Source organism: Ruegeria sp. CE6 (assembly GCF_056537485.1).
Genome location: NZ_JBQFRR010000002.1, coordinates 917675 through 941834, shown reverse-complemented (window position 1 = coordinate 941834; position 24160 = coordinate 917675). Strand labels below are relative to the sequence as shown.

The following is a 24160-nucleotide window of genomic DNA, read 5'->3' as shown; positions in this document are numbered from 1 at the left end:
TTAGGGCGCAGGGGGCAAAGGTGAGCGGGTCATCCCGAATCGTGGCCGTACTTGGCCCGACGAACACAGGTAAAACTCACTACGCGATTGAACGTATGCTGGGGTACCGGACCGGTGTCATCGGTCTGCCGCTGCGGCTGCTCGCGCGCGAAGTCTATGACAAGATTGTCGCTATTCGCGGTCCGTCTGTGGTGGCGCTGGTGACAGGCGAGGAACGGATCGTACCGCCGCGCACCCAATTCTGGGTCTGTACAGTTGAGGCGATGCCAGAAGGCATGGGCACTGATTTTGTGGCGATTGACGAAATTCAGCTTTGCGTGGACCCCGAACGCGGCCATGTCTTTACTGACCGCCTGTTGCGGTCGCGCGGCACCAATGAAACGCTATTCCTCGGCTCTGACACCATGCGCGGCCCCATCGCGGCCCTTGTGCCAGAAGCGCAGTTCATCCGGCGTGAACGGATGTCTCAGCTGGTCTATTCTGGTTCGAAAAAGATCAGCCGAATGCCTGCACGCAGTGCGATCGTCGGATTCTCGGTCGACAATGTCTATGCCATCGCCGAGCTGCTTCGTCGCCAAAAGGGCGGGGCGGCGGTCGTCATGGGGGCGCTCAGTCCTCGCACGCGGAATGCGCAGGTTGACCTCTATCAAAACGGTGAGGTTGATTATCTGGTGGCTACGGATGCCATCGGAATGGGGTTGAACCTGGATGTGAACCATGTGGCGTTCTCATCTCTGACCAAGTTTGATGGCCGCCGAATGCGGCCTCTGGCCCCCAACGAGTTGGCCCAGATCGCAGGACGGGCCGGGCGCGGAATGTCGGATGGCACGTTTGGTGTGACGGGCGAGGCTCCGCCGCTGGATGAGGGCGTAGCCCAAGCCATTATGGACAGCCGGTTCACGCCTATGAAAAAGTTGAATTGGCGGAATGCCGCTTTGCGGTTCGGCTCAATCGACGCACTAATCGACTCGCTTGAGATCAGCCCAGACAATGAGCACCTGATCAAAGCGCGGCCAGCTGACGATCTGAACGTCCTGAAATCTCTGTCCCAAGTCACCGAAGTCGTTGCTCGTGCCAGCGATGGACCGTCGATCCGTTTGCTATGGGATGTGTGCAGAATCCCCGATTTTCGCGGCATCAGCCATGCCGAACATGCCAGCCTGCTTGAGGTGATCCATGGCCATCTGCATGAGCGCGGAAGTATCCCCGATGATTTCATGGCGCGGCAAATCCGCCGTATCGACCAAACCCATGGCGACATTGATGCATTGTCCAAAAGGTTGGCATATATTCGCACTTGGACATATGTTGCGCAACGAAACGGTTGGGTGCGTGACGAATCCCATTGGCGCGAGGAAACGCGCACTGTAGAAGACAGGCTGTCGGACGCTCTTCACGACCGTTTGACTCAGCGATTTGTGGACCGGCGCACGTCAGTGTTGCTGCGCCGGCTCAAACAGAAGGAGGCCCTTTTGGCCGAAGTAAATGACAAGGGTGAAGTGACCGTCGAAGGTGAATTCGTCGGTCGTCTGGAAGGGTTCCGGTTTACCCCGGACAAAAGCGCGCAGGGGACTGAAGCGAAAGCCTTGAAGTCAGCCTCTCTGCAAGCACTCGCGCCGCAATTCCATCTGCGTGCCGATCGCTTCTACAATGCGCCCGATACCGAAATTGATTTCACCGATCAGGGTGGCCTGATGTGGGGCGAGTATGCCGTGGGCAAACTTGTTGCCGGTGCCGAGCCTCTCAAGCCTGTGGTCGAGGTTTTTGTCGATGAGGCCGCCGGGCCGGACGTGGAACAGAAGGTTCAGCGCCGCCTGCAGCATTTCATCGACCGCAAAGTGGCAGCCCTGTTCGAGCCGCTGCTGAACCTGTCGCGGGATGAAGAATTGACGGGCCTGGCGAAGGGCTTTGCCTTCCGTATGGTCGAGTCGTTGGGCGTGCTGCCCCGTGTGCAGGTTGCGCAAGAGGTCAAGGATCTGGATCAGGACGCCCGTGGTGCGCTGCGCAAACATGGCATCCGGTTCGGTCAATTCACCATCTTCATGCCGCTGCTGCTGAAACCCGCGCCAACGCGCCTGCGTCTGGTACTATGGGCATTGTCCGGCGGCTTGCAGGAGTTCCCCGAAGCACCACCTCCGGGTCTGGTTACCGTTCCGGTCGCCAAGGATGCGCCGCAGGGCTATGACACCATGTGCGGCTACCGCGATGCGGGCGAACGCTCAATCCGGATCGATATGCTGGAACGGCTGGCCGACATGCTGCGGTCCGAGGATAGCCGCGGTGGGTTCGAAGCCAAACCCGACATGTTGTCAATTACCGGCATGACCTTGGAACAGTTTGCAGACCTGATGCAGGGACTGGGTTACAAGGCAGAACGCGGCGAACGTGAGAAGGCCAAACCGGCCCCCACGGAGCAGCCTGTGGCGGAAGCCGAGGAACAACCCGTCATCGATGAGACACCGACCGCAAATGCCGAATCGGATGACGTCGGTATAACCGCCGAGGCGTCAGCCGAAGCCTCCGAAAGCACCGAGGCGGCAGCAGAGGCTACGGCCACTGAGAAATCAGCAGAGTCCAAATTGGATGAGCCCGAAATTGAGGTGTTCTACACCTTCACTTGGGGGCGCCAACGTCAGCAAAACCGTGGTCCGCGTCGCGAGCAGGGGCAGGGCAAGGGCAAGCCGCGTGGTAAACCTCAGGGCAAGCCGCATGGCAAGAAGGGGGGCAAGCCTCAGGGCGCCAAGACCTTCTCGTCACGGCCACCCAAAAAGGAAAAGGCAATCGATCCCGATAACCCATTTGCGGCAGCGTTGATGGGTCTGAAGGACGGCAACTGATCCGCGATGGCCGAGGCCAAGCTGCGGATCGACAAATGGTTGTGGCAGGCGCGGTTCTTCAAGACCCGTAGCCTGGCCGCCAAACAGGTCAGCGGCGGCCATGTGCGTCTGAACGGAAATCGGGTGCTGAAACCGGCGCAAGCCGTGGCACCCGGAGATGTCCTGACCTTTCCGCAGGGGCGTATTGTTCGGGTTGTACGTATCGAAGCGCTTGGCGTGCGTCGCGGCCCAGCCCCCGAGGCGCAAGCTTTGTACTTTGATATGACCGAAAAGCAGGACGTATCGCCCAAGAATCCTGCGTTTGAGGGAAAAGGTCGTCCAACCAAGAAAGAAAGACGCGCGCTTGATCTTTCTCGCATCCCAAAGGGGTGATCTGACCTTGAAGCGGCGGTCAGACTGGATTAGCTAGTCGCCAAAGCGCAAACGGGAAATCCAACATGACCTACGTTGTCACCGAAAACTGCATTGGCTGCAAATACACCGACTGTGTCGAGGTTTGTCCGGTGGATTGTTTCTACGAAGGTGAAAACACATTGGTCATTCACCCCGACGAATGCATTGACTGCGGTGTCTGCGAACCCGAATGCCCCGCCGACGCCATCCGCCCCGATACCGAGCCGGGGATGGAGCAGTGGGTCGAGTTCAACCGGAAATACTCGGAAATGTGGCCGGTGATCGTGACCAAAAAAGACCCCTTACCCGAGGCCGAGGAACGCGACGGCGAAGAAGGCAAGATGGAGAAATATTTCTCGGAAGCCCCAGGCGAGGGCGGTTGACCGATTCGGCAGCCGGTTACCGTTCATTTGGCATCAATCTGTGCATTAATTAGTTGAGGTAGAAAGGGAATTTCCCATTTACCTTGGCGCGGTCTTTTGAGTGTCGCAAATTTGTGATATACTTAGGACCGAATGATGACTGTGATTGGGATGTGCTCCGTAAGTATGCTCGCTTTGGAGTTCTGAATTTATGACAAATAAGCCGCCTGACGGGGCCATGCAGGGCCTCGGCTGTGGTGCTTTTGTCGTCTCATATCCCGATCAGTAATGAAGGATGAATATGAATGTCGAAATCGAAAAAGCTTGAGTTCCGCCCGAACGATTATGTCGTCTACCCGGCTCATGGCGTAGGTCAGATCGTGTCAATCGAAGAGCAGGAAGTTGCAGGCTTCTCGCTTGAGCTGTTCGTGATTTCTTTTGAAAAAGACAAGATGACCCTGCGGGTACCAACCAACAAGGTCACCGAATCCGGTCTGCGGTCGCTTAGCTCGCCGGATGTTATCAGCCAGGCAATGAAGACGCTTAAAGGCAAGGCCAAGGTCAAACGCGCTATGTGGTCGCGTCGGGCGCAGGAATACGAGCAAAAGATCAACTCGGGCGACTTGATCTCGATCGCCGAAGTGGTCCGCGACCTGCACCGCACCGACGACCAGCGCGAGCAGAGTTATTCCGAGCGTCAGCTGTACGAAGCCGCGCTGGAACGTCTGACACGCGAAGTGGCCGCAGTTTCTGGCGCCGATGAGATTTCGGCTGCCAAACAGGTCGATGAGGTTCTGACCTCACGCGCAGCCTGATCGCGTTCAAGCCAATTTAAGGGTCGTCCCGATATACGGGGCGGCCCTTTTTCGTGACTAGGCGCTTGGTCTTGTGGTGTGTGTCGGGTATTTTTCTGTAACTGCAGGAAGATACGGGGACATGATGAAGCAAACTGTCAAGTTTCTCTACATCAGCCACGAGCCGATCTCGGTCTGGTTTCGCTATGGGCTGATCCTGTTCGATATCGCCTCGATCATCTTTTTTGTCTCCACGGCGAATATCCCGCACGGGCCTGGGCTGACGGCGGCAAGTTTGGGTGTCGGGCTGATCATCCTAATGGATTTCTCCGCGCGGATGTGGATTTCCAAAGACCGCTGGAAACTGCTGCGCCAGATTTACACGATGGCAGACATCGTTGTGATCGTGTCGCTGCTGCTTGACCCGTTCCTGACCGGCAATCTCGCGTTCCTTCGGATATTGCGCGCGTTGCGGCTGATCCATTCCTATCATCTGCTGCGGGATTTGCGCCGAGATAGTCCTTTCTTTCGAACCCACGAGGACGCGGTGATTGCGGCGATCAATCTGATGGTCTTTGTTTTTGCAACCTCGACTGCAGTACTGGTCTTTTTCGTCCCCGAAGATGCGCAGACCCCCTATATCGACGCGCTTTATTTCACTATGGCGACCCTGACGACAACGGGGTTCGGAGATATCACGCTGGGCACACCAGCGGGAAAGCTGTTTTCCGTTTTCATCATGGTTGTTGGCGTGGCGTTGTTTGTTCGTCTGGCGCAGGCAATCTTCATGCCGCAGAAAGTGCGCTACAAATGCCCAAGCTGCGGCCTGTACCGGCACGATCCGGATGCTGTGCATTGCAAACACTGTGGCGCGACGCTGCGCATTGAAACCGGTGGGGCGTCTTAGATTGAGGCTGTCAGCGCCAGGAGGAAGGTGATTTCCGAGGTCTGCTGCGTGGCCCCCAGAATATCACCGGTTTGGCCACCGATCTTGGTCTTGGCGATGCGAGCGACAAAAGCCGCTGCAAGCAGGGCGCAGAGCATCGGCGTGATGGCTGATCCACCCAGCAGCAATAGCGACAGGACGATAGCCAGTACGATACCGGCCAGCACCGCAGACAAGGGGGGCGCACCAACCGAATGGCTCAGCCCCGATTTGCGAGCGTTGGGTAGCGCGCGCATCAGCACGGGCATCACGGCGCGTGAGAACAGGCAGGCGGCCAATATGCCCGTCAACAGACCCGCACCGATCAGTGCCATGACAGCAGCAATTCGAAGCAGTTGGCCCAGCAACAGGGCCAGTACGCCGTAAGTGCCGATATGGCTGTCCTTCATGATCTCCAGTCGACGTTCGGTTGTGAAGCCGCCCCAAAGCCCGTCGGCCGTATCGGCTAGCCCGTCTTCGTGCATCGCTCCGGTTGCGATGATCAACGTGGCGACCAGCAGGGCGGCGGTGGCAAGGGTTGGCAGCTGCGCCCAGATTGCAATCCAGGCGACGCCGCAAGCCAGCGCCCCCACAACAAGCCCGGCAAGGGGATGGGCCCAAGCCGCACGCGACTGGCGGGTGAACGCTTGATCGGGCAGGGGTGGCAGGGGCAGGCGCGTCAAAAGGACCAGAGCCAGCGGGATATCCCACAGGGAAAACGGGGCGGTGTCGTTTTTGGTCACTCCCAGGCCTTTCCGGGTCTTGTTGCTTTGCCAGCATTGGTTAAACACACACAACCACTCTGATGCAACGAGGCTTTCCATGCTGCCCGAACTCAATGACCTGAACAGTTTCCGCAATGCGCTGACCGGCGCACCCGGTCCGGACACCGCTGCCAAGCAGGGCGCGGAAGAGCGCAACGGTCAACTAACCAAACCGCCCGGCGCGTTGGGGCGGCTTGAGGATCTAGCGATCTGGTATGCAGGTTGGCGCGGGGATGCGCGGCCTCAGATCAACGCGCCACAGGTCATCGTGTTTGCGGGCAACCATGGTGTCACGGCGCAAGGCGTTTCGGCGTTCCCGCCCGAAGTGACGGTGCAGATGGTCATGAATTTCGAACATAGCGGCGCGGCGATCAACCAGTTGGCAAAGGCTGCGGGCGCTAAGATGGACGTGCACGCGCTGGAGCTGGACCGTCCGACCGCAGATTTTACCCATGCCCCCGCGATGAGCGAAGAGGAATTTCTAAGCGCACTGCGCACAGGATGGCAGGCGGTTGATCCGCAGGCCGATCTGCTGGTTGTTGGAGAGATGGGGATCGGAAATACCACGCCGGCTGCCGCCATCGCTTGCGCGCTATTTGGCGGGGATGCTGCCGACTGGACTGGCCGCGGGACCGGTGTGGATGATGCAGGTCTGGCGAACAAAACCAGGGTTGTTGCGGAAGGCGTCGCTCTGCATGGTCAGGGCGATGGACTTCATATTCTAAGGTGCCTTGGCGGACGCGAGATTGCGGCTATGGCTGGTGCGACAGCCGCCGCGCGCGTATTGCGGATACCGGTCATTCTGGATGGATTCATCTGCACCGCAGCTGCAGCCTGTCTGGCGCAGATTTCGGAAACAGCGCTGGATCACACCATCGCGGGCCACCAAAGCGCCGAGGGCGCGCATGCCGCGATGCTGGGCAAGCTCGGCAAGGAGCCATTGCTGACCCTCGGCCTGCGCCTGGGCGAAGGCTCGGGCGGAGCGTTGGCGATCAATATTCTGAAAAGCGCGGTTGCTTGCCATTCCGGCATGGCGACATTCGCTGAAGCGGGTGTGTCGGCCGGTTAAGCCGACTTCTTGGCGTGTTCCTCGGCCAGTTCCAGCAGCGCGGTTTCCAGATCTTTTTCCAGTTGCCGCGCACGCTCGATGTATTTCTTGTTTTCGGCTGTCGGCATGCCGGGGATCCACAGTTCTGCAAGCTCGCGCACCGATCCCCGGTCGTGGTGATAGAAGGTCTGTTCGGCCTGTGCGGCCTCGTATTCACTGAGGCCGATATTCTCCAAAACATAGCGGCCCGCGCGTAGCGATCCGTCGAACATCTCGCGGACAATGTCGTTGGCCCCGGCCTGATAGAGTTCATAGACGTGGTTGCGGTCGCGGGCGCGGGCGATGATGTGCAGATCGGGCCGCTGGCGGCGGGCATATCCGACGAGACGTGTGACCTGTTTGTAGTCATCCATGGCCGCGACAAGGACCGCTGCCTTTTCGATTCCAGCAGCGCGCAGCAATTCGGGGCGAGTGGGGTCGCCAAGGAAGCCTTTGACACCGAACCGTCGCATCAGCTGGATCGTTTCGATATCGTGGTCCAGAACAACTGTTTTAAACCCGCTTGCCTGTACCAGCCGGTTGACGATCTGCCCAAAGCGACCGATCCCGGCGATGATGACAGGGCCTTTTTCGTCGATCTGATCGGGTTCAACCTGCGGATTGCTCTCGCCGAGAAAGCGCGAAAGTACGTCGTAGACGATAAACAGAAGCGGTGTGATCAACATGGTCAGCGCAATGATCATCAACAGTTTTTGCGACAAACCCGGTGGAATCACGTTCTGCTGCGTAGAAAACGCCAACAAGACAAAGCCGAATTCGCCGGCCTGGGCCAAACCCAGCGTGAACAGCCAGTGATCGCGCCCGCGCAGCTTGAAGGCGCGCCCGACGATGAACAGGATGATCCCCTTGGCCAGTATGACCAGCAAGGCCAAACCGATCAGGTCAAACGGGTCGGCGAAGAAATACCCGATATCGATCCCAGCGCCCACGGTGATGAAGAACAGGCCCAGCAACAGCCCCTTGAACGGCTCAAGGTCGCTTTCCATTTCGTGTCGGAACTCCGAACTGGCCAGAACCACTCCGGCGAGAAACGCGCCAAGAGCGGGCGACAGGCCCACAAGGGTCATCAGGAACGAGATGCCGACCACGATCATTAGCGCCAGTGCCGTATACATCTCGCGCAGGTGGGTGGCGTGGATGAAACGGAACAGTGGGCGGGTCAGGTAGATGCCGGCCAATACGACAAACGCGACGGCGCCAATGGTGACAAGCGTAACGGCCCAGCCGGGCAGTCCTTCGACCAGCGAGAGTTTGGCGTGATAGTCCGCGTCTTTGGCTATGCCTACGCCACGGCTGATGGAGCCGTCATCTTCGATATGGATACTTGCGGGCAGGGCAAGCAGCGGCAGAAAAGCTAGGATCGGGATTACGGCAATGTCCTGCGTCAGCAGGACCGAGAAGGTTGCTCGACCTCCGTTGGTTTGCATCAGGCCCTTTTCGGACAGGGTCTGCAGCACGATTGCCGTGGAAGAAAGTGACAAGGTTAATCCAACCGCCAGCGCCACCGACCATTGATGACCAGCATAAAACGCCACAGCTGCGATTGCTGCGGTCGACAGGCCGACCTGCAGCCCGCCCAAGCCTAACAATTTGTCCCGCATATCCCACAAGGCACGGGGCTCAAGCTCGAGCCCGATCAGGAACAGCATCATCACGACGCCGAATTCGGCCACATGCTGCAGGCTTTCCGTCTCGGCCCCGACAAGGCCCAAAATGGGACCAATCGCGATGCCTGCGGCCAGATAACCCAGCACCGATCCCAGACCCAAACGGGCGGAAAGCGGCACCGCGATCACCGCAGCTGCCAGATAGATCGATGCCTGATAAAGGAACTCGTTCATTATTGTCCTCTTAAATCCGCTCAGGTCGGGAGCGGCGCGTCGCGTTTCAATTGGTCCATCACGATCTGGCTTTGCACCCGTGCAACTGCAGGATGCGGCAGGATCACTTCGTGAAGCAAGGTATTGAGTGCGGATAAGTCGTCACAATAGACATGAAGCAGGTAATCTGCCTCACCTGTCATCGTCCAGGCGCTGGTGATCTCGGGGCGGGTGTTGACCATGCGGGCGAAGCCTGCGGATTGTTCGGGGCCATGAGTGCCCAGATGCACCTGAATGAACCCCTGAACCTGTAGCCCCAGCCTCAGCGGGTCCAGTCGTGCGGTGTACCCAGTGATATAACCCTCGGCCTCAAGGCGCTGTCGGCGACGGCCCGCCTGACTGGCGGATAGATTCAGCACATCACCCAATTGCTGCGACGTCAGATGCGCGTCGCGCTGCAAAGCTGCGAGTATTCCGATATCAATCCGATCCAGCACGTGCGGCGTTTCCCCAAAATTTGCAATCAATATGCGGAAAGTACGCATCTAAACTTAGTTTATACGAAAACAATGCGCAGAAACAGCACTCATTAAGGCGTATTTTTGAATCAGCAATGAAATTCCTGTTTTCCGAGGAGACGCGCCATGGGTCCTTTCCCGCATAACGCCCCGAAATCTGTCATCAGCGAAGAAAACCCCGCCGGCACCGATGGGTTCGAGTTCGTTGAATTCGCACACCCCGAGCCGCAAGAGCTGCGAGACCTGTTTGCGCGAATGGGCTTCGACTATGTCGGCTATCACCGCAACACCCCCAAGGTTGAGCTTTGGCAACAGGGTGATGTAACCTACATCCTGAACGCGGATCCTGACAGTTTTGCAGCCAAATTCGTGGCCGAGCACGGCCCCTGCGCCCCTGCCATGGGCTGGCGCGTTGTTGATGCTCAGAAGGCCTATGAACACGCGATCGCCAAAGGGGCTGAGCCTTATGATGGCGCAGACAAGACCATGAATGTTCCGGCGATCAAGGGCATTGGTGGTTCGCTGATCTACTTCATCGATCAGTATTATGACACCTCGCCCTACAACGAGGAATTTGAATGGCTGGAGCAGTCAAAACCGCGCGGCGATGGGTTCTACTATCTCGATCACCTGACCCACAACGTGTTCAAGGGCAACATGGACAAGTGGTTCAAATTCTACGGCGACCTGTTCAACTTCCGTGAAATCCGCTTTTTCGACATTCAAGGTAAGTTCACCGGGCTTTACAGTCGCGCGTTGACTTCACCTTGTGGTCGCATCCGAATTCCGATCAATGAAGATCGTGGCGAGACCGGACAGATCGTCTCCTACCTGAAGAAGTACAATGGCGAAGGCATCCAGCATATCGCGGTGGGCAGCGACGACATCTACGCCTCGACCGATGCCATTGCCGAGAAGGGTCTGAAGTTCATGCCCGGTCCGAACGAGGCCTATTATGACATGTCTTACGACCGTGTGTCCGGCCATGATGAGCCCAAGCATCGGATGATGAAGCACGGCATTCTGATCGACGGCGAAGGTGTAGTTGATGGCGGTGAGACCAAGATTCTGCTGCAGATCTTTTCGAAAACAGTCATTGGCCCGATCTTCTTTGAGTTCATTCAGCGTAAAGGGGATGACGGGTTTGGTGAGGGCAACTTCAAAGCCCTGTTTGAATCGATCGAACGCGAGCAGATCGAGTCGGGTGAAATCTCGGCAGCCTAAACATGAATCAATGAAATCAACCGAGCGCCGTGTCTGACCGACATGGCGCTTTTTCTTTACCCGCGCGGCATCTTGAGCGTGATGTTCTTGCCGCGCTTCTGATAGCGCAACTCGCTGTCGCCGATGGCGATGACATTACCTCCGTCGATGCGATCGCCCACCTTCAGCTTTTTGTAGCGTCCGCTGGGCAGGCGGACCAAAGCACGGCGGTTTGCCGGGGTGCCGTACACGCCGATTAGGTTCAATTTGCGCAGGTTAATCGCGTTGTCGATGGTTGCTTGTCGCGCAACTGACGCGGAAGACGGAATTTTGGGATTGACCGTTCTGGGTTGGAACGAACCAACTTCATCGGCATTACTGGCCACATTTGCGGTCGAGGCCAGCGCTGCACTCCCAGAACTAGGTTGCCGTGTCGCGCGCGCCGTGATGCTGGCAGGCCTGATTTTTGGACGGGGTACCCGTACAACAGCCAGCGCAGTCGGGGTTTCATCGACCTGCGGAGGGGTTTGCAGAGACTCGGGCCGCAGCTTGGGCCGGACCGAGGCCAGTTCTTGCCGGGATCGACCGCCAAGTTGCTGGCGTTCGAATTGATCCACCAGATTTTCCGGGCGTGGCCGTGGGCGAAACGCCGCGAGTCTCTCATCGAACTCTTCTATGACAACGGGTTCTGTTTCGAACCTGGTTGGGGGTTCGGGGGGCACGGACGCGGGACGACCCAGATAAACCATTACACCGGCCGGGTTCAGCGTGCCTTCGGCACTTGGCGTCACAAGTCCGCGTTCATCCAGGTTGAACCGCTGCCCCGCTTGGCCTGGCAAAGAGATCGACTCAAAAGACGCATCTGTGTCGAGGCTGGCAAGTTCGGGTAGTGCGACGGAATCGGTCGACAGGTCCGAGCGATCGACCGATGTGAGATATTGATTATCCACGCCAGCCACAGGCGCTGGCTCCAGTTCTGAAGGTTCAACAGGGGCGGTGCCGGTAAACTCACGAAACTCGGTTCTGCTCTCTGGCAGATCAGCGATGTCTTCGACCGGCTCCGGTTCAATCTTCAGTGCTTCGAGAATGGCCTCGTCCGTGGGGGTGAGCACCGGTTCTTCCTCTGCCACTTCAGGTTCTTGTGGGAGGCTTGCGATCTCGGTTTCCTGAGGTTCGGGTTGTGCCTGCGGTTCTGCAGTTGCAATTTCTGGCTCTGGCTGCAGCTCGGGCTCTAACGGTTCGGCCACTTCGACAATTTCGGGGTCAGAGCTGTTGTAAGACCAGACACCCAGCAACATTCCAACCACAACCGACGCTGCGATCGCAGGAATTGCAAAGCGTTTCAGATCCGTTCCTGTCTTGGCAGACGAGGGCAGTGCTTTGGTAGCAGGCTCAAATGCAGGGGGGGCTGCATCTTCAGCGATGGCGTGAACCGGTATGTCCGGCGTATCAACGGGTTTGGGGGCCGCAATCACAGCGTCCTCATCCACAATGATCGGCAGTTCCAGAAATGGCGCGTCCAGAGCATCGTTGCCGGTTGCGCTGACCCAGAATGCCTCGGGGATAAAGCCATGATCGGTGGCAAATGCGCTGGCTTCGTCCAGCGTTTGCTGGGCCACAGCGGCAACCGGGGTCTCAGTCCCCGCGTTGCCCGCGACATAAGCCAGCTCTGATAGCTCATAGGGCGTGGCTGCGGCCAACGTATCCTTGACCTTTTTCGCCGCTGCATCGGTGTCCAAACCATGGGTGTCGACAACCAAGAGGCGCACCTGATCGGATGGAATAACAAGCTTGCAACTCAGGTCATTTTCCAGCGCGAATCCCTGATCCCGAAGGGCCTGCATCTGGTCCGCGAAATCCGACGCATCTAACGGAACGGTTCCAATGCAGTACCAGTCTCCATCCGACTGATGATGCAAGGAAATGCCGTTTTCAGAAAATGACAGCGCAAAGGCGGGTTTCATAATCGCGATGAACCATAATTGTCGGCTTTTATGCAAACGCTTAGATGTCTGCCCGCCGAGATTAGAGCAGGAACTCGCCGAGGGAAAGAAAAAGGCACGTTTCCCCCTTGCCGTGTACGGGCCCGACCACCCATCTTGAGAGCAAGCATCAAGGAGGGATCATCTTGAAGACACTTGCTTTTTTGGCCGCCATGGCCGCTGCCACCGCGACTCTGCCCGCCCATGCGGAAGAACGTCGCATCTCGGTCAGCGGGACCGGTACGGCTCTGGTTGCACCCGATATGGCAACGATAACACTGGGCGTGACCAATCAGGATGCGCAGGCATCGGTAGCGATGCAGGCGACCTCGGACGCGGTGACGCAGATCCTCAAACGACTGGACGAAATGGGATTGGAGGCGCGCGATGTTCAGACGCGCGATCTTTCGCTTTCACCGGTCTGGTCGGGGCGCAGCAATTCCAGCAATGAGCCACCCAAGATCACTGGGTTCACCGCGTCCAACCGCGTTTCGGTACGCGTGCGGGATCTGGATAATCTGGGCCAGATCATGGATGCGGTCATCAAGGACGGTGCCAATGATTTCGGCGGTCTGAGCTTTGGCGTGCAAGAGCCCAAACCGCTTGAGGCTGAAGCACGGGCCAAAGCTGTGGCAGATGCGACCGAGAAGGCGCAGCAACTGGCGCAGGCGTCCGGAGTTACCCTGGGTCCCGTCCTATCGATCAACGACCACGGCGGAGGTGTTCGCCCGATGGCTCAGATGCGCGAGATGGCGATGTCGGACGCCGGTGGCGTGCCGGTCGCAGGCGGAGAGATTTCCGTTTCGGTCAATATCGCGATGGAGTTCGAAATCGCGGAGTAAGCTACGATCCAACGCGGGCTTGCAGCGGTTGGCGCTGCTGGCCCGATGCATCGAAATTCCCCGGCGCAAGCCAGTTCTCGAATGCCGCGCGAATGCGCGGCCACTCGCTATCGATAATCGAAAACCACGCCGTATCCCGGTTGCGTCCTTTGTAATGTGTCGCCTGCCGGAAGACGCCCTCGAACGTGAAACCCAAACGTTCAGCTGCGCGTTTTGATGGCGCGTTCAGCGCATCGCATTTCCATTCGTAGCGGCGATAGCCAAGCTCATCGAATACCCGGCGCATCATCAGATACATCACTTCGGTCGATTGCGGTTTACGCTGCAGCAGAGGTGAGAAATGGATGTGGCCCACTTCGATCGCACCCGCGGCTGGTTCGACTCGAAGGTACGAGGCCATCCCGACGGGTACCTCATCCGCGTCGAGCACTGTATGGAACATCGGGTCCGCATCCATGCAATTTGACTGCGCCCATGCGGTGAAATCCGCCTCAGAGTCGAACGGGCCGTAGGGAAGGTAAGTCCAATTGCGGCCGTCCATGTCATTGGCAAACGCCCGGTACAAGCCGGGCGCGTGCCTGTTTACATCCAATGGCACAACGGAACAGAACCGGCCCTGCATCGGTGTGTAAGGTGGCGTGGGGCGAGGGAACTCGCCCGTGACCGAAAAACCGATGGGTTGACCCAGTTCATTTGTGTTGTGCCCGGTCATCGGATCAGGCGCTGGCTTTGGACAGAGCCTGATCGAGATCAGCGATCAGATCGTCTGCATCCTCGATCCCGATGGACACGCGCACCACTCCAGGGCCTGCGCCTGCAGCTTCCTGCTGCTCGGGCGTCAACTGACGGTGTGTGGTCGAGGCCGAGTGGATGATCAGCGACCGTGCGTCGCCAAGGTTGGCCACGTGGCTGAAGATCTCAAGCGCGTTCACCAGCTTTACACAGGCGTCATAGCCGCCCTTGACCGCAAAGGTGAACAGGGCGCCCGCGCCGCGCGGGTAGTGCTTTTTTACCCTGTCGCTATAAGGCGAGGATGGCAGGCCAGCATATGTCACGTAATCCACACGGTCGTCTGCCTCGAGCCACGCTGCTATTTTCTGCGCGTTTTCGACATGGCGTTCCATCCGTAGCGATAGCGTTTCTATCCCCATCAGCGTGTAATGCGCCGCCTGTGGGTTCATCGTCATGCCCAGATCGCGCAGACCGATCGCGATGCCGTGGAAAGTAAAGGCGAGCGGACCGAAGGTCTCGTGGAATTTCAGGCCGTGATAGGCGGGTTCGGGTTCGCTGAGCGAAGGAAACTTGTCATTTGCCGACCAGTCGAACTTGCCCGAATCCACGATGCAGCCGCCGGTCACGGTGCCGTTTCCGGTCAGGTACTTGGTGGTCGAGTGAACGACCAGAGTCGCGCCGTGTTCAATCGGGCGGCACAGGTAGGGCGTGGCCGAGGTGTTGTCGACGATCAGCGGAATGCCTGCTGCGTCCGCCACATCCGCCAGCGCACGGATATCGGTGACATAACCGCCCGGGTTGGCGATGGATTCGCAGAACACCGCGCGGGTGTTTTCGTCGATAGCGTCCTTGACGGCGTCCAGATCATCGGTATCAACGAATTTGGCCGACCAGCCGAAACGTTTGATCGTCTGGCTAAACTGCGTCACCGTCCCACCGTAGAGGCGGGTCGAGGCGACAACATTGCAGCCCGGCCCCATCAGCGGGAACAGCGCCATGATCTGCGCTGCGTGTCCCGAGGAACAGCAGACCGCACCGACACCGCCTTCAAGCGTCGCCACACGTTCCTGCAGCACCGCAACAGTCGGGTTGGTCAGTCGCGAATAGATAAAACCCACTTCCTGCAGGTTGAACAACGCGGCGGCGTGTTCCGCGTCGCGAAATACATATGCCGTGGTCTGGTAGATCGGTGTCTGGCGCGCGCCTGTGGCAGGGTCGGGGCGGGCCCCGGCGTGAATTTGCAGCGTGTCAAAACCGTAGGTGGGTCCGTCAGACATCGAGGAAATCTCCTGTTGGAATGTGTGTTGCTGAATCTCTAGGACATTGGCTCGCCCGGCACAATGTCCGCGTCACCGCAGCCAAAGCCCCTTGGACTTGATCGTTTTGCGAATGACCTGTTCGCGTGCGGGCAGGTTGTTTCGGTCGAACAATGCCCGGATCTTCGCACCCTTGCGCTGTATCACCAGCTTCTTCAGTGGATCATAGCCTTTGAGCACTTTTTTGATCTTGTTCGGGGCCACGACGGTTTCCAATACCTCGACCACATGATCGCTTTCGCGGGCGTAGAGCATCGGGAACAGGCGATAGTGGCAGCTAACCGACCCATCCAGCAGGCCCTCGGGCAGGGCATCCCGTCCGCCACCGAAGGAATGGATGACCAGCGGCAAGGCGATCTGATCCAGCCACGGGTTCAGAACTTGCCCGGTCAGTTCGGGGATTTCCTCGTCGCGAATGGCGCGGGCATAGCCCATAAACCGCTCACCAAATTGGCGGGGGCATTTGTAGAAGAAATAACCGGCGTTAAAATACAGGTAGCGCCGCCAATAGCCCTCGGGCTGGCTGGGATCGAGAGAGCTTTCGAAATCCAGCCCGAACCGGTCATACAGTGCGCGCCAGATACCCTCATATCCTGGGCCGTAGAGCGTGGGTTTGGGCCATGTTCCCTCGACCCGAAGTGAGGCGCCGGGCTGTTCGAAATCGAACGGGACGTCGGAAATTTCGCCGGTGATCAGAGTGTCGGAGTCGAAAAAGACAAAGGGCTCGCCCTCTGGCATCGCCAGCAAAGCTTCGATCTTGTTGCCATTGGGATAGCTCGAGCCAAAAGCATGAGACTCAAAAGGCAGAATCTCGGCACCCAGATGCTGCAGGGCTTCAAGAACTTCGGCATCCTGAATGCTGGGGTTCTGAGGCCAAAGAGGGCCGGGCTGTGGCACCCCCACGAACAGCCGACCTTTGAACCCTGATGAGCTGTGGCGCAGCGAGGCGGCGAAAAGCAATGCCTCGTATTGCAGCCGGTTGTTTTGCCCGATGATGAGGATGTTAAATGTCGCCGGGCTTGCCTGCATCGTGTTGCGCTTTCTGATCGGGCCGGTATTCGGCCGCTGCCTCAACCGGAAGTACAACAAGCTGTGAAGGGCGTCAAAACCCCAAACATGACCGGTTTGCAAATCCGGCTCGTGCTCCCATCTAATGTGACAGCAACGCAGGGGGATTGCATATGCGGGTCAATGCAGATTTCACACAGCGGGTCGCCGTTCACTTTGATCAGACCGAATGGGTCGCGTCACCGGTTGCTGGCGTCGAACGCAAGATGCTGGACCGCATTGGCGAGGAAGTGGCGCGTGCCACAACCATCGTGCGCTTTGCCCCCGGCAGCGCGTTTTCGTCGCATACTCATGACGGTGGTGAGGAGTATCTGGTGCTGGACGGAGTGTTCCAGGATGAAACCGGAGATTCCCCTGTCGGCAGCTATGTACGCAATCCCCCGACGTCCTCCCATACATCCTCGGCCAGCGAAGGCGCGACTATTCTGGTCAAATTGCATCAGTTCGACCCCGACGACCGCACCGAGGTTCGGCGCTCGATCAAGGGGGGCGGAGATATCGATTTGTTCAAGGACGTGCATGAGGATGTCCAGGTGCAAACCTGGGGCGCGGGCGAACATATTGAATTGGACGCCGATAAGGGGTTTGAGGTCTTTGTTATCGAAGGTGGCTTTGCCGAGGCGGGCGAAGAATTTGGCACTTGGGACTGGTTGCGCTTGCCGCCTGGATCACGCTTTGCTGCTGTAGCAGGAGAGGGCGGAGCCCGTGTTTGGATCAAATCCGGCCACCTGGGCGGGATGGTCTGAGCCGCCGCTGCCAACAAAATAGGCAATTTCTGACTGAATCCGGGCCATTCCGCCCGGATTTTGCATTTTTTATCAATTGGCAAATTTTACCAATTGATAAAAAATCAGATTATGGCAAGCTGGGGTCCATAACAAACATATCTACAGGGAGTAGAGTGATGGCACAGGGCCAGATGGCACCCGGGATCGTCTCCGGGCGGCTTTCCAGCGATGAGCTGACCTCGAATTTCACCGATCTGCATCCGCCACTGGCCCCGCACGAGGCCGCCGTGGCCGCCGATCGATGCTATTTCTGCTATGACGCGCCATGTGTGACGGCCTGTCCTACGGATATCGATATTCCGTTGTTCATTCGCCAGATTCAGGCCGGGCAGCCGCAAGCGGCAGGGCAGACCATTCTGGAGCAGAACATTCTGGGCGGCATGTGTGCCCGGGTTTGTCCGACCGAAACTTTGTGTGAAGAGGCTTGCGTGCGTGAGACGGCCGAAGGCAAGCCGGTCGAGATCGGACGCCTGCAGCGTTATGCAACCGACGATGTGATGGCTTCGGGCGTTCATCCGTTCGAGCGCGCCACGTCAACCGGTAAGACAATCGCTGTGGTCGGGGCAGGGCCCGCCGGTCTGGCCTGTGCGCATCGTCTGGCGATGCTGGGGCATGATGTGGCGATCCACGAAGGCAAGCCCAAGCCAGGCGGTCTGAACGAATACGGGATTGCGGCGTATAAATCTACCAATGATTTTGCACAGGCCGAGGTCGATTGGCTGCTTAAAATAGGCGGGATCGCGATCGAGACCGGTTCGATTCTGGGAGAGACGATTTCTCTGGAAGGGTTGCAGGAGAACTATGACGCTGTTTTCCTGTCAATCGGACTTGCGGGGGTGAACGCACTGCGGGCTGATGGGGTCGATAAAGACGGGGTGCGCCCGGCGGTCGACTTTATCTCGGATGTGCGACAGGCCAGCGATCTGGTTGATCTACCTGTGGGTCGCAATGTCGTTGTGATTGGCGGTGGTATGACTGCCGTAGATGCGGCAGTGAAATCGAAACTGCTAGGCGCTGAGCACGTCACCATCGCCTATCGCCGAGGTCGCGACGCGATGGGTGCCAGCCGGTACGAACAGGATTTGGCGGCGTCGCATGGTGTTCGGATTCTCTGCAATGTTCAGCCGGTGGCCATTCACGGAAATGGTGCCGCAGCAGAGATCGAATTGGAGTATACTGCGAGCCATGATGGTCGACTGACCGGAACGGGTGAAACTGTCCGTGTGCCGGCCGATCAGGTTCTTAAGGCCATCGGTCAGACGCTTGACGGTGCGCCGGAAGGCCTAACGCTGGATGGCAATAAGATTGCCGTGACCGGGGCGGGACGCACTTCAATGGCCGGTGTGTGGGCTGGCGGAGACTGTGCGGCAGGAGGCGAAGACCTGACCGTGACCGCCGTAGCCGAAGGTCGCGATGCAGCGATGGATATCCATGCTGCTCTGAGCGCGTGAAACTCAAAGACAAAGATGCAAACCTGCATCAGGGAGGCCGGATAAATGGCTGATTTAACGACAAACTTTCTTGGAATTTCAAGTCCAAACCCGTATTGGCTGGCTTCGGCGCCACCGACGGATAAGGAGTACAATGTTCGCCGCGCCTTCGAGGCCGGATGGGGTGGTGTGGTATGGAAGACTTTGGGGTCCGAAGGCCCTCCGGTCGTAAACGTAAATGGGCCGCGTTATGGCGCGATCTACGGTGCGGACCGCCGGTTGTTGGGGCTCAACAACATCGAACTGATTACCGACCGGCCACTTGAGGTGAACCTTGAGGAAATGGCCCGTGTTAAGGCCGACTACCCAGATCGTGCCCTGATTGCCTCGATCATGGTGCCCTGTGAAGAGGCCGCGTGGAAGGCCATTCTGCCGCGTGTGGCTGAAACCGGTGCGGACGGGATCGAGCTGAATTTCGGTTGCCCGCATGGGATGAGCGAGCGCGGCATGGGTTCGGCCGTCGGACAAGTGCCGGAATACATTGAAATGGTGACCCGGTGGTGCAAACAGTACTACGACCGCCCGGTCATCGTGAAACTGACGCCGAATATCACCGATATTCGCAAACCGGCGGCGGCTGCCAAGAACGGCGGCGCGGATGCGGTGTCTTTGATCAATACGATCAACTCGATCACCAGCGTCAATCTGGATACGTTCAGCCCTGAACCCTCAATAGATGGCAAAGGCAGCCATGGCGGCTATTGCGGTCCGGCGGTGAAGCCGATTGCCTTGTCCATGGTGTCAGAGATTGCTCGAGCTGAAGCCACGCGTGGGCTGCCGATCTCGGGCATCGGAGGCGTGACCACTTGGCGCGACGCTGCCGAGTTTATATCGCTTGGCTGCGGTAACGTTCAGGTCTGCACTGCAGCGATGACCTATGGGTTCAAAATCATCGATGAACTGACGGCTGGTTTGTCTGAATGGATGGACAAGAAAGGCTATTCCAGTATCGACGAAGTCATCGGACGCGCGGTGCCCAATGTGACGGATTGGCAATACCTGAACCTCAACTACATCGCCAAGGCGGAAATCGATCAGGATCAATGCATCAAATGCGGTCGCTGCTATGCCGCCTGCGAGGACACCAGCCATCAGGCGATTTCAATGTCGCCGGATCGGGTGTTCGAAGTGATCGACGAGGAATGCGTGGCCTGTAACCTTTGCGTGGATGTGTGCCCTGTAGAGGGGTGTATTTCCATGGAGCCGATGGCCGCCGGAGCGGTTGATCCGCGCACAGGCAAGGTCGTTGATCCTGAATATGCCAATTGGACGACACACCCCAACAACCCCATGGCGAAAGCGGCGGAGTAGTCAGAGATTTTTCGTCGAAAAATCTTGGCGGAGAAAATTCGACGAATTTACTCAGAACAGAATGTCGATGGGTCCGTTGTGGCAGATGATGACATATTGATTGGCGGTGCGGATCAAATGGTATCCGCGCCGTTTCACTTCTGCCTGAAAAGCCGCGTGACCAACCTCCCGTTCGATCCAAGCAACTAAGCGTCGCACAACAGCTCCCGTTCGAGCAGATCGGGACGAGAAAAGCTGGGTGATCCAAGGCTCGGGATCTGAGCGATACGTCATCATGCTCCGAGCTTTTCTCAATAGGGTTAAGTGTCTCTTAAGGTGTAAGCAGTTTTCGATAGAGCGTTTCCACGAACGGAACTGCGCCTTCGAATGGGTCTTCTTCCCCAAGAATTGCCCGGACTTGAACATCGAAATCCGCATAATGCTGTGTCAGTGCCCAGATCGAGAAAATCAGATGATAGGGATGGACTCGTGCAATTTTGCCCTGAGCCATCCAGCTTGTCAGAATCGTGGTTTTTTCATCGACCAGTTTTTTGAGATCGCTGGACAAAGCTTCATGAATGCGCGGCGCGCCCTGAACAAGTTCATTGGCAAAGAGGCGGCTCTCGCGCGGCAGGTCGCGGCTCATCTCAAGTTTGCGTTGGATATAAGACAGTATTTCTTCCAGCGGGTCGCCATCCTCATTCAACGCGTGCAGGGGAGCGAGCCAGACTTCAAGCAGACCCGACAACAGGGCTGTATGGATCGCTTCTTTCGATGGAAAATAATAGAGCAGGTTGGGCTTGCTCAGCCCCGCCTCGGCTGCAATTTGGTCGACGGTTGCGCCGCGAAAACCGTGGGCTGAGAACACATTCAGGGCCGCCTCGAGAATCGCTGCTCGGTTCTTTTGCTGAATCCGGGTTGGGGCGCGGTCTTTGGGCATGTTCACCTGTTGTCCTTTTTTCGGCCAGTTGGGCGTCAATTATGTCGAAAATTCCGGCAGGCCACTGCAATTTCTTGACTGATGTCGAACCCGTGATAGCGTGAGTTTGACCAGATGGTCAAATCAAGACACCAAAAGCGAGCCAAATCGCAAGCAACAGGGAAGAACATGATGGCAGCTCCGGCGCAGAATCTCAGGATCAATGGCGACAGGTTATGGGACAGCCTGATGGAGATGGCCAAGATCGGCCCAGGCGTCGCGGGTGGCAACAACCGTCAGACGCTAACGGACGAGGACGCCGAAGGGCGCGCGTTGTTTCAGAAATGGTGCGAGGATGCCGGTTGCTCGATGGGGCTGGACCAGATGGGCAACATGTTTGCCCGACGAGAGGGAGCGGACCCCGAGGCACTGCCGGTTTATGTAGGGTCGCATTTGGATACGCAGCCCACAGGTGGCAAGTATGATGGCGTTCTTGGCGTGCTTGGTGGGCTGGAGATCATTCGCACGCTGAATGACCTGGGCATCAAGACCAAGCACCCTATTGTGGCCACCAATTGGACCAACGAAGAAGGGACGCGGTATGCCCCGGCGATGTTGTCTTCGGGGGTGTTTGCCGGAATGCACACTCAGGACTGGGCTTATGCACGTGAGGATGCCGAAGGAAAGAAGTTCGGAGATGAGCTGAACCGCATCGGTTGGCGCGGCGATGAAGAGGTTGGTGCGCGCAAGATGCACGCTTTCTTTGAGTTGCACATTGAACAGGGCCCGATTCTGGAAGCTGAGGGTAAGGATATTGGCGTTGTTACCCATGGTCAGGGTTTGAGCTGGACCCAGGTTACCGTGACCGGCAAGGATGCGCATACTGGGTCTACGCCGATGCCGATGCGTAAGAATGCCGGGCTGGCGATGGCGCGTATTCTTGAGAAAGTGGACGAGATTGCATGGTCGCATGCACCTCATGCCGTGGGTGCGGCGGGGCATATCGATGTCTATCCGAACTCACGCAATGTGATCCCCGGAAAGGCAGTGTTCACGATCGATTTTCGCTCGCCCGAGTTGGACGTTATCACTGATATGGAGAACCGTCTGCGAGTCGCAGCTGAAGATATCGTCGAAGAGATGGGGCTGCAGATCGAATTCGAGAAAGTGGGCGGTTTTGATCCGGTGAAGTTTGATGAAGGTTGCGTGGCGGCGGTGCGCGATGCGGCTGAGCGGTTGGGGTATTCGCATACGGATATCATCTCGGGCGCCGGTCATGATGCCTGCTGGATCAACCGGGTGGCGCCAACAGCGATGGTGATGTGCCCATGCGTTGATGGGTTGAGCCATAATGAAGCTGAGGAGATCAGCAAGGATTGGGCTGCAGCTGGGGCGGATGTTCTACTGCATGCGGTCGTCGAGACGGCTGGGATCGTGGAATAGGGGGCTCTGCCCCCGTCGCCCGATGGGCGGCTCCCCCGGGGTATTTTTAGCCAGATGAAGCAAGCGGCGCAGACCGCATCAGGGAGTTTAACATGAGCACTGTAATCAAGAACGGAACCGTTGTGACCGCTGATCTGACCTATAAGGCGGATGTAAAGGTCGAAGGTGGTGTGATTACTGAGATTGGGCCGGACCTGCGAGGTGATAAGGAACTTGATGCATCGGGCTGTTATGTCATGCCCGGAGGGATCGACCCGCACACGCATCTGGAAATGCCGTTTATGGGAACCTATTCCAGCGATGATTTCGAAAGCGGCACGCGCGCAGCGCTGGCAGGCGGGACCACGATGGTTGTGGATTTCGCGTTGCCTAATCCGGGCGAAAGCCTGTTGGACGCCCTGAAGCGTTGGGACAACAAGTCTACGCGCGCGAATTGTGATTATTCGTTCCATATGGCGGTGACCTGGTGGGGCGAGCAGGTGTTTGATGACATCAAAACCGTCATCGAGACGCGTGGCATCAACACCTTCAAGCATTTCATGGCCTATAAAGGCGCGCTGATGGTGAACGACGATGAGCTGTTTGCTTCGTTCAAGCGTCTGGCCGAGTTGGGTGGCACCGCGATGGTCCATGCCGAGAATGGCGATGTGGTCGCTGAACTGAGCGCGAAGTTGTTGGCCGAAGGAAACACAGGGCCAGAGGCGCATGCCTATTCCCGCCCACCACAGGTGGAAGGCGAGGCAACCAACCGCGCGATCATGATCGCGGATATGGCGGGTGTGCCGCTCTATGTGGTGCATACTTCCTGTGAGGAGGCGCATGAAGCCATCCGGCGCGCCAAGATGCAAGGCAAGCGGGTTTGGGGCGAACCTTTGATCCAACACCTGACATTGGATGAGAGTGAATACTTTCACCACGATTGGGAGCATGCGGCACGGCGGGTCATGAGCCCTCCGTTCCGGAACAAACAGCATCAGGATAGCTTGTGGAACGGTTTGCAATCCGGAACACTGAGTGTGGTGGCCACGGATCACTGTGCCTTTACGACCGAGCAGAAACGCTATGGCGTTGGGGATTTCACCAAGATCCCGAACGGCACCGGCGGGTTGGAGGACCGGATGCCGATGCTTTGGACGCATGGGGTGAACACAGGTAGGTTGACACCGAATGAGTTCGTGGCCGTGACTTCAACTAATATTGCCAAGATATTGAATTGTTATCCGAAAAAAGGTGCGGTTCTCGTGGGAGCGGATGCTGATCTGGTGGTTTGGGATCCGGATAAGGCCAAGGTGATCTCGGCTGATACGCAGCAGTCGTCGATCGATTACAACGTGTTCGAAGGCAAGGAAGTGCGCGGGTTGCCCCGGTTCACGCTAACTCGTGGGGCGGTGGCCGTACATGATGGCGAGATTCAGACTCAGGAAGGGCACGGGAAGTTCGTGGCACGTGAGGCCAATACCCATGTGAACAAGGCGCTGAGCACCTGGAAAGAGTTGACAGCGCCCCGGCCTGTTGAGCGGACAGGTATACCGGCAACGGGTGTATAAACCCCTTGGGTCGCCTTTC

The 24160-nt window shown here is 57.8% G+C and carries 22 protein-coding genes; 13 read left to right on the top strand and 9 right to left on the bottom strand.

The annotated features are described in order from the left end of the window. Window positions 1–20 precede the first annotated feature (20 nt). The 5 genes from ACR0DK_RS13125 to ACR0DK_RS13105 all read left to right on the top strand — a co-directional run bounded on the left by ACR0DK_RS13125 (window position 21) and on the right by ACR0DK_RS13105 (window position 5293). Window positions 21–2837, top strand: coding sequence for a helicase-related protein (locus ACR0DK_RS13125; RefSeq protein WP_480736499.1), 2817 nt, complete (start codon window positions 21–23; stop codon window positions 2835–2837). A gap of 6 nt (window positions 2838–2843) precedes the next feature. After that, window positions 2844–3209 (top strand): RNA-binding S4 domain-containing protein, encoded by a 366-nt coding sequence (locus ACR0DK_RS13120; RefSeq protein WP_170393403.1) that lies wholly within the window; start codon window positions 2844–2846, stop codon window positions 3207–3209. Between the two features lie 65 nt (window positions 3210–3274). After that, window positions 3275–3613: a ferredoxin FdxA gene (gene fdxA / locus ACR0DK_RS13115; RefSeq protein ID WP_010439399.1), complete on the top strand. Its 339-nt coding sequence runs from the start codon at window positions 3275–3277 to the stop codon at window positions 3611–3613. A 284-nt stretch (window positions 3614–3897) separates the two neighbouring features. Further along, the gene (locus ACR0DK_RS13110; protein WP_010439402.1) at window positions 3898–4407 is read left to right on the top strand and encodes a CarD family transcriptional regulator; all 510 of its coding nucleotides are present in this window, start codon (window positions 3898–3900) and stop codon (window positions 4405–4407) included. Between the two features lie 124 nt (window positions 4408–4531). Further along, window positions 4532–5293 (top strand): ion channel, encoded by a 762-nt coding sequence (locus tag ACR0DK_RS13105; RefSeq protein WP_480736632.1) that lies wholly within the window; start codon window positions 4532–4534, stop codon window positions 5291–5293. On the opposite strand, the gene cobS is transcribed toward ACR0DK_RS13105, so the two are convergent. Beyond that, the gene (gene cobS, locus ACR0DK_RS13100; RefSeq protein WP_480561699.1) at window positions 5290–6054 is read right to left on the bottom strand and encodes an adenosylcobinamide-GDP ribazoletransferase; all 765 of its coding nucleotides are present in this window, start codon (window positions 6052–6054) and stop codon (window positions 5290–5292) included. The two genes, ACR0DK_RS13105 and cobS, sit on opposite strands and share 4 nt — an antisense overlap. A gap of 79 nt (window positions 6055–6133) precedes the next feature. Between cobS and cobT the strand changes: the two genes are divergently transcribed. Next, complete coding sequence (gene cobT / locus ACR0DK_RS13095; protein ID WP_480736495.1) at window positions 6134–7144, top strand: nicotinate-nucleotide--dimethylbenzimidazole phosphoribosyltransferase; 1011 nt, start codon at window positions 6134–6136, stop codon at window positions 7142–7144. Here cobT and ACR0DK_RS13090 read toward each other — a convergent pair. Together ACR0DK_RS13090 and ACR0DK_RS13085 are read right to left on the bottom strand one after the other, a co-directional pair. Beyond that, a complete protein-coding gene (locus ACR0DK_RS13090; protein ID WP_170393396.1) occupies window positions 7141–9024 on the bottom strand; it encodes a monovalent cation:proton antiporter-2 (CPA2) family protein in 1884 nt (627 codons plus the stop codon). The genes cobT and ACR0DK_RS13090 overlap by 4 nt on opposite strands. Window positions 9025–9044: 20 nt before the next feature. After that, window positions 9045–9548 carry an Lrp/AsnC family transcriptional regulator gene (locus ACR0DK_RS13085; protein WP_480736493.1) on the bottom strand — a complete coding sequence of 168 codons (504 nt, stop codon included), beginning with the start codon at window positions 9546–9548 and terminating at the stop codon, window positions 9045–9047. 99 nt (window positions 9549–9647) lie between these two features. Between ACR0DK_RS13085 and hppD the strand changes: the two genes are divergently transcribed. Further along, window positions 9648–10745, top strand: a complete 1098-nt coding sequence (hppD, locus tag ACR0DK_RS13080; RefSeq protein WP_170393394.1) for a 4-hydroxyphenylpyruvate dioxygenase — start codon at window positions 9648–9650, stop codon at window positions 10743–10745. Between the two features lie 56 nt (window positions 10746–10801). On the opposite strand, the gene ACR0DK_RS13075 is transcribed toward hppD, so the two are convergent. Further along, complete coding sequence (locus ACR0DK_RS13075) at window positions 10802–12688, bottom strand: hypothetical protein (RefSeq protein WP_480736491.1); 1887 nt, start codon at window positions 12686–12688, stop codon at window positions 10802–10804. Window positions 12689–12852: 164 nt separating this feature from the next. Between ACR0DK_RS13075 and ACR0DK_RS13070 the strand changes: the two genes are divergently transcribed. Beyond that, window positions 12853–13548, top strand: coding sequence for an SIMPL domain-containing protein (locus tag ACR0DK_RS13070; RefSeq protein ID WP_170421149.1), 696 nt, complete (start codon window positions 12853–12855; stop codon window positions 13546–13548). A gap of 1 nt (window position 13549) precedes the next feature. Here ACR0DK_RS13070 and ACR0DK_RS13065 read toward each other — a convergent pair whose 3' ends face one another. The 3 genes from ACR0DK_RS13065 to ACR0DK_RS13055 form a co-directional block, all read right to left on the bottom strand. Continuing rightward, window positions 13550–14260 carry a GNAT family N-acetyltransferase gene (locus ACR0DK_RS13065; protein WP_170662233.1) on the bottom strand — a complete coding sequence of 237 codons (711 nt, stop codon included), beginning with the start codon at window positions 14258–14260 and terminating at the stop codon, window positions 13550–13552. Window positions 14261–14264: 4 nt separating this feature from the next. Further along, the gene (locus ACR0DK_RS13060; RefSeq protein ID WP_480736488.1) at window positions 14265–15557 is read right to left on the bottom strand and encodes an O-acetylhomoserine aminocarboxypropyltransferase/cysteine synthase family protein; all 1293 of its coding nucleotides are present in this window, start codon (window positions 15555–15557) and stop codon (window positions 14265–14267) included. 72 nt (window positions 15558–15629) lie between these two features. Beyond that, complete coding sequence (locus tag ACR0DK_RS13055; RefSeq protein WP_170595910.1) at window positions 15630–16625, bottom strand: hypothetical protein; 996 nt, start codon at window positions 16623–16625, stop codon at window positions 15630–15632. Window positions 16626–16777: 152 nt separating this feature from the next. Here ACR0DK_RS13055 and ACR0DK_RS13050 point away from each other — a divergent pair, with 152 nt between their 5' ends. The 3 genes from ACR0DK_RS13050 to preA all read left to right on the top strand — a co-directional run bounded on the left by ACR0DK_RS13050 (window position 16778) and on the right by preA (window position 20253). Then, entirely contained in the window at window positions 16778–17410 is a 633-nt protein-coding gene (locus ACR0DK_RS13050; RefSeq protein WP_480736486.1) for a cupin domain-containing protein, read from the top strand. Between the two features lie 158 nt (window positions 17411–17568). Next, a complete protein-coding gene (locus ACR0DK_RS13045) occupies window positions 17569–18903 on the top strand; it encodes an NAD(P)-dependent oxidoreductase (protein ID WP_480736484.1) in 1335 nt (444 codons plus the stop codon). Between the two features lie 45 nt (window positions 18904–18948). Continuing rightward, a complete protein-coding gene (preA, locus tag ACR0DK_RS13040) occupies window positions 18949–20253 on the top strand; it encodes an NAD-dependent dihydropyrimidine dehydrogenase subunit PreA (RefSeq protein WP_480736482.1) in 1305 nt (434 codons plus the stop codon). A gap of 51 nt (window positions 20254–20304) precedes the next feature. Here preA and ACR0DK_RS13035 read toward each other — a convergent pair whose 3' ends face one another. Continuing rightward, window positions 20305–20451, bottom strand: coding sequence for a hypothetical protein (locus tag ACR0DK_RS13035; RefSeq protein WP_480736480.1), 147 nt, complete (start codon window positions 20449–20451; stop codon window positions 20305–20307). Window positions 20452–20563: 112 nt separating this feature from the next. Beyond that, complete coding sequence (locus ACR0DK_RS13030) at window positions 20564–21172, bottom strand: TetR family transcriptional regulator C-terminal domain-containing protein (protein WP_170393378.1); 609 nt, start codon at window positions 21170–21172, stop codon at window positions 20564–20566. A gap of 171 nt (window positions 21173–21343) precedes the next feature. Between ACR0DK_RS13030 and ACR0DK_RS13025 the strand changes: the two genes are divergently transcribed. Next, window positions 21344–22594 carry a Zn-dependent hydrolase gene (locus tag ACR0DK_RS13025; RefSeq protein WP_480736630.1) on the top strand — a complete coding sequence of 417 codons (1251 nt, stop codon included), beginning with the start codon at window positions 21344–21346 and terminating at the stop codon, window positions 22592–22594. A gap of 92 nt (window positions 22595–22686) precedes the next feature. Further along, window positions 22687–24141, top strand: coding sequence for a dihydropyrimidinase (gene hydA / locus ACR0DK_RS13020; protein WP_170393377.1), 1455 nt, complete (start codon window positions 22687–22689; stop codon window positions 24139–24141). The last annotated feature ends 19 nt before the right edge of the window (window positions 24142–24160 follow it).